The organism is Oleiphilus sp. HI0086, from assembly GCF_001635225.1.
In genome coordinates this window covers 1-5,311 of sequence record NZ_LWFZ01000003.1, presented here as the reverse complement: position 1 = coordinate 5,311, position 5,311 = coordinate 1, and the positions used below count along the sequence as shown (strand labels likewise).

The window sequence follows — 5,311 nt, the reverse complement described above, 5'->3', positions numbered from 1 at the left end:
CTAGAGTTCTGTATCAGTTGTCACGAAATGGAAGACAACGTTTATAAAGAATACCAGTCAACTATTCACTACACCAACCGCAGTGGCGTTAGAGCAAGCTGTTCAGATTGCCACGTGCCTGATCCATGGGTGCATAAAGTTGTTCGTAAGATAAAAGCTTCTAATGAGTTATGGCATAAAGCTTTGGGAAGTATTGATACGCCAGAAAAGTTTGATGCCAAGCGCTTCACGATGGCAAAGAAAGTTTGGGGTGAAATGAAAGCGACAGACTCACGCGAGTGTCGAAACTGTCATGACTTCGAAACCATGTTGCCAGAAAACCAAAAGCCTCGCGCTCGTAAACAGCATTTGAATGCGATGACAGCAGGTAACACTTGTATTGATTGCCACAAAGGTATTGCGCACAAGCCTGTGCATGATGAGTTGACTGACGAAGAAATTGACGAACTCACTACACCAGACCCAGAAATCGCAATCGGTATTCCGGCTCACTGGCAAGAATTTTTAGATAAAGAAGCTGCTGCTAAAGCAGAGAAGAAGCGTTTAGCAGAAGAAGCGGCTAAGAAAGCAGCAGAACAAGCAGCTAAAGCAGCGGAAGAGGCAAAGATTGCGGCAGCTTTAGCTGCAGAGAAAGCTAAGAAAGAGGCTGCAAATAAGCCTAAGAAAACTGAGGCTAAAAAGGCTCCCGCCAAGAAAACTGCTGCAAAATCATCTATCAATTGGGCTGCAGTACCTGCAAGAGAAATCGGTGTTTTCTATCCTGGCCAGGCGTCAATGGAGTGGGTATTAGGACGTAAGCATGGTGGTAAGCGTTCATTCACGAAAGGTGATCGCTGTATGGACTGTCATGAGGAAGAAATTGCAGATATTGGACAAAAGATTGTGACAGGCGAGAAGCTGGAAGATCAGGTGATTCCCGGTAAGCGTGGCAGCATTCCAGTGGCGGTTAAAGCAGCACATGATAGCAAGAGCTTATATATGCAATTTACTTGGGAAGATACTGAACACCAGCCAGTACCCTTTGCAGAAGGTGGCAAGATGGATGCGATGAATCAAATGAAATTGGCCTTTATGTTAGCGACTGACGAAGTTGAGTACGCAGATCGAGCAGGTTGCTGGGGAACCTGTCATGCCGATGCCGATGACATGCCTTTCGCGCCTGAGGGTCAGAGTGTAACTAAGTATCTAAAAGAGAGCCGTACGAAGATTGAGCTTAAAGGCCGAAACAAAAAACCGCTTGGTGGTTGGGATAAGCGTAAGGAAGACGCTGAGATCAAAGCAGAATTTGACGCTCAGCACTTCATGGATATCGTGCGCTACAAGTCGGGTGACAAGAGTATTGAAGACGGCAGTATCTTGGCAGACCGCTTGATGAACGAAGGTGTGATTAGTGAAGCGATAGCAAACAAAGTTGGCAATAAGTGGGTGGTTGAAATCAAGCGTCCTCTGGTAGCTGACGGTGACGGCAATATCAGTCTGGACACCGCTCAAAGCTACAACTTTGGTTTCGCGATTCATGACGATTACAGCAACGGCCGTTTCCATCATGTATCACTTGGGTACAAATTGGGCTTCGATAATGCCGATGTAGAAATCAATGCAGTTAAGCAATAAAAGCTAGTAAATAAGAAAACGGTGAGCGTTATGTGGATGAGATCAGTCAAAAAAACAGGTAAGGGATTGGCAATAGTGCTATTCGCGAACTTGTTGCTGGCGGGCGTCTCATCTGCAGAACTTGTTGAAGTAAAGACACACAAGATGCGTTTCATACCGGAAGTTGTAACAGTCAATATTGGCGATACGGTGCGTTGGCTGAATGTCGAGAAGAGGCAGTATCACAGCGTATGGTTTGAAGGTTTGGGAGAGCCTGAAGGTGAATACTTCTGGCCCGAAGAAAGCGTTGAACGCTTATTTGATCGCGCTGGTGTCTTTGACTATCGCTGCGGACCTCATCCACAGATGAGGGGCAAGGTTATTGTTAAAAAAGCTGAGCTGAAAGTTTCTGAAGAGCGTGCACTGGAACTGGACTATTTAGTGAAACAAGACTGTGGATCATGTCATGGGATGCTGTTTAAAGGTGGTTTAGGCCCGGCTTTGTTGCCGGAAAATATCAAGGCATATTCGGTTGAAGACTTAATGGCTGTCATCCTACATGGTCGCCCTGGAACGCCAATGCCCCCATGGAAAGCTATTTTGTCTGAGGCGGATGCTAACTGGATTGCTAAAGCTTTGAAGTCGGGAGAAATGATAGATGCGAATTAAAAGCCTTGCAGTGGCCTTACTAAGTATTAGTTTGGGGGCGTGTACTTGTTTGCATACCCAGACGGAGCCCAGGGCAACAGGTGACATGGGCGTCATTATTGAACGTGCTACTGGAAGCGTAAAGATCATCGATACCAGTGACAAGAAGCCCGTCGGCAGCATAGATCAATTGGGAGACCTTTCGCACGCTTCCGTTGTTTTTTCTCGTGACGAACGGTACGCCTATGTATTTGGTCGCGATGGTGGCTTAAGCAAGATCGATATCTTGACTGAAGAGATCAGTAAGCGAGTGATTCAAAGCGGTAATAGTATTGGCGGTGCCATTAGTCAGGATGGATCTTTAGTAGCTGTTTCCAACTACACGCCTGGTGGCGTAAAGGTCTTCGATAGCGAAACGCTTGAGTTGGTGGTGGATATTCCTGCGACAGAATTCATTGACCCAAGAAGCGGTAAAAGCAAACGCTCTAAAGTTGTTGGTTTGGTGGATGCACCCGGAAAGAAATTTGTTTTCAGTCTCTTCGATACGCATGAAATATGGGTGGCAGACTTTTCAGGGGAAGACAGCTCTAAACCCCAACTTACCAAGTACCGAGATACTGGCTTACAACCTTATGACGCACTGATCTCACCCGATGGCCGTTACTACATCGCAGGATTGTTTGGTGAAGATGGTATGTCGAAACTTGACTTATGGCACCTTGAAAACCCGCCAGAAAAGATATTGCCAAATTACGGCCGGGGAGAGCAGAAGCTACCCGTCTACAAGATGCCTCACCTGGAAGGTTGGGCTGTTGCAGGCAACTATGCATTTGTTCCTGCCGTTGGGCAGCACCAAGTATTGGTGGTGGATATGAACACTTGGCAGCAAGTAGACAAAATCGATGTGCATGGTCAGCCAGTGTTTGTCATGGCTAGACCGGATGGTCGCCAAATTTGGGTGAACTTTGCCTATCCAAATAATGACACGCTCCAAGTAATAGATGCTGAAAGCCGCTCATTATTTAAAACACTAAAACCTGGAAAGGGTGTGCTTCATATGGAGTTTACTTCACGTGGTGAGCATGTGTGGGCTTCTGTCAGAGATTTAAACTTGGTGAATATCTATGACACCGAAACCTTGGATTTAATAAATCAGTTTGAGGCGACAAGTCCTAGTGGGATTTTCTTTACCTCTCGGGCGCATCGTTTGGGCTTATAAAGCTCCGGTCGCTCCAAAAACAAGAACAGTGAGAAAGAAAGGTGATGTGATGAATATACAAGCTCCTAGCAATACAGGTATTGAACCCGAAAGAGTCGTTCTGGATGACTTGAGCAGTAGTTTATTAGATTCCTATCAACGTAACTTTCCTATCACTTCACGGCCCTTTGCCGACATGGCAGAGCAGTTGAATTGCTCCGAACCAGATGTATTGACCAAGCTCTTGGCACTTAAAGATAGCGGTATGCTGACGCGCATAGGGCCGGTGTTTGACCATAAGCGAGCCGGGGCTAGTCTCTTGGCGGCTGTGAGCGTTCCATCTGAGCTGACAGAAAAAGTAGCTGCCCAGATTAACGAATATGAAGAGGTGAATCATAACTACGGACGAGAGCATAGTTATAATCTGTGGTTCGTTGTTACGGCACCGACTCCCAAATTTCTGGACTTGATACTGGATGATATGGAAAAGACGATTGGCTTTCCAATCCTACGCTTGCCAATGGAAAAGGCTTATCATATCGACTTGGGGTTTCATGTGGGTGATAGAAAAACGGATCGCCCCTTCACTCAGCACCTTCATAACACGAATAACCGTGAGTCTGGCGAAAAAATTAGACTCATTGAGAGCGGTGATGTCCTTTCTGATTACTTGCAACAGCGACTTCGAGAGCTAATACAAGATGGTTTTCCTTTAACCCGGAAGCCTTTTGAGCGCCTGTCACAGACGCTAAGCCAATATCAAGGTGAAGAGTGTTCAGCTGTTACCGAGTTGCAGGTGATAGATACGCTCAATTACTGGGTACAAAGCGGCCTGATTAAGCGTATAGGGTTGATTACCAATCATCACAAACTTGGTTTTAAAGAAAATGCCATGGTGGTCTGGAATATTCCAGAAGATCAAACTGACAGGATTGGTAAGATTTTTAAAGAATCCGGTTTGGTGAGCTTGTGTTATAAGCGTCGAAGACAGTTACCTGAGTGGCCCTATAATCTCTACTGCATGATTCACAGTCGGGACCGGAATCTGGTTGCAGAACATATTGAAAAACTGGTAGGGCTGGCCGAGCTTAAAAATACTGAGAAAAACATTCTATTTAGTACGCATCAATATAAGCAAAAGGGTGGAGTTTATACGCGCTCGCAAAGGCAGCATAAAATTGAAATAGCCTCACCCGTTGCGAACCTGGCTTCGCTTGTTGCACCCTTATCACTTGCGGGGAATCATTCATGAATGCCATGGATTTGAAGATCATAAACCGTCTCCAGTATGGTTTTCCTATTTGTGAATACCCTTTTGCCGAAGTTGCAAAAGAGCTGGACATAAAAGAATCAGAGTTGATCGACCGAGTTGAGAAGATGCGTGCCGATAAAACGCTAACGCGCTTTGGCCCAATGTACCATGCAGAGCAGTTGGGTGGTGCACTGTCACTTGCCGGTATGGCGATACCGGAAGAGCGCTTTGATGAAGTAGCTGAAATCGTCAATGGCTTTCCCGAGATTGCTCACAACTACAAACGGACTCACGAATTGAATATGTGGTTTGTGATTGCAACTGAGGAACAGGAAGGTAAAGGGCGAGTGATCGAAGAAATTGAACGTCAGACAGGATTTAAGGTCTACGACATGCCGAAGAAGGAGGAGTTCTATGTTGGATTCTATCTCGACCTCGAATGATTTTTATCGCCCTCAAGCGGAGGACTTACCTATGGAGGAGGAAGAAAACTACTCACTATCGAGTATAGATCGCGAGTTGATCGTCTTGACTCAGGAGGGTTTGCCTCTTGCCCCACGACCTTATCATGTGCTGGGTTTGATGTTGAATATATCTGCCGATGAGGTGATGGCGCGTCT

5 protein-coding genes and 1 pseudogene are annotated in these 5,311 nt (G+C 45.9%); all 6 read left to right on the top strand.

Annotated features, from left to right (window positions below; translation table 11 throughout):
* A partial coding sequence (locus tag A3756_RS00175) for a NapC/NirT family cytochrome c (RefSeq protein WP_197481063.1) occupies positions 1-1,614 on the top strand: 1,614 nt, incomplete at its 5' end.
* A 36-nt stretch (positions 1,615-1,650) separates the two neighbouring features.
* Positions 1,651-2,262 carry a c-type cytochrome gene (locus A3756_RS26900; protein ID WP_197469971.1) on the top strand — a complete coding sequence of 204 codons (612 nt, stop codon included), beginning with the start codon at positions 1,651-1,653 and terminating at the stop codon, positions 2,260-2,262.
* Positions 2,252-3,460, top strand: a complete 1,209-nt coding sequence (locus tag A3756_RS00165; protein ID WP_068514293.1) for a cytochrome D1 domain-containing protein — start codon at positions 2,252-2,254, stop codon at positions 3,458-3,460. The genes A3756_RS26900 and A3756_RS00165 overlap by 11 nt, the downstream gene beginning before the upstream one ends.
* A 49-nt stretch (positions 3,461-3,509) precedes the next feature.
* On the top strand, positions 3,510-4,691 hold the full coding sequence (locus tag A3756_RS00160; RefSeq protein ID WP_068514296.1) for an Lrp/AsnC family transcriptional regulator: 1,182 nt from the start codon (positions 3,510-3,512) through the stop codon (positions 4,689-4,691).
* Positions 4,688-5,134 carry an Lrp/AsnC family transcriptional regulator gene (locus tag A3756_RS00155; protein WP_068508088.1) on the top strand — a complete coding sequence of 149 codons (447 nt, stop codon included), beginning with the start codon at positions 4,688-4,690 and terminating at the stop codon, positions 5,132-5,134. Before A3756_RS00160 ends, A3756_RS00155 begins: the two co-directional genes overlap by 4 nt.
* Positions 5,106-5,311 (top strand): annotated as a pseudogene (locus tag A3756_RS00150) (hypothetical protein); the annotation flags it as partial. The gene A3756_RS00155 and the pseudogene A3756_RS00150, both read left to right, overlap by 29 nt.

Coding starts and splice junctions, on each gene's coding strand:
- A3756_RS26900 (WP_197469971.1), top strand. CDS start 1,651: ATGAGATCAGTCAAAAAAACAGGTAAGGGATTGGCAATAGTGCTATTC.
- A3756_RS00165 (WP_068514293.1), top strand. CDS start 2,252: ATGCGAATTAAAAGCCTTGCAGTGGCCTTACTAAGTATTAGTTTGGGG.
- A3756_RS00160 (WP_068514296.1), top strand. CDS start 3,510: ATGAATATACAAGCTCCTAGCAATACAGGTATTGAACCCGAAAGAGTC.
- A3756_RS00155 (WP_068508088.1), top strand. CDS start 4,688: ATGAATGCCATGGATTTGAAGATCATAAACCGTCTCCAGTATGGTTTT.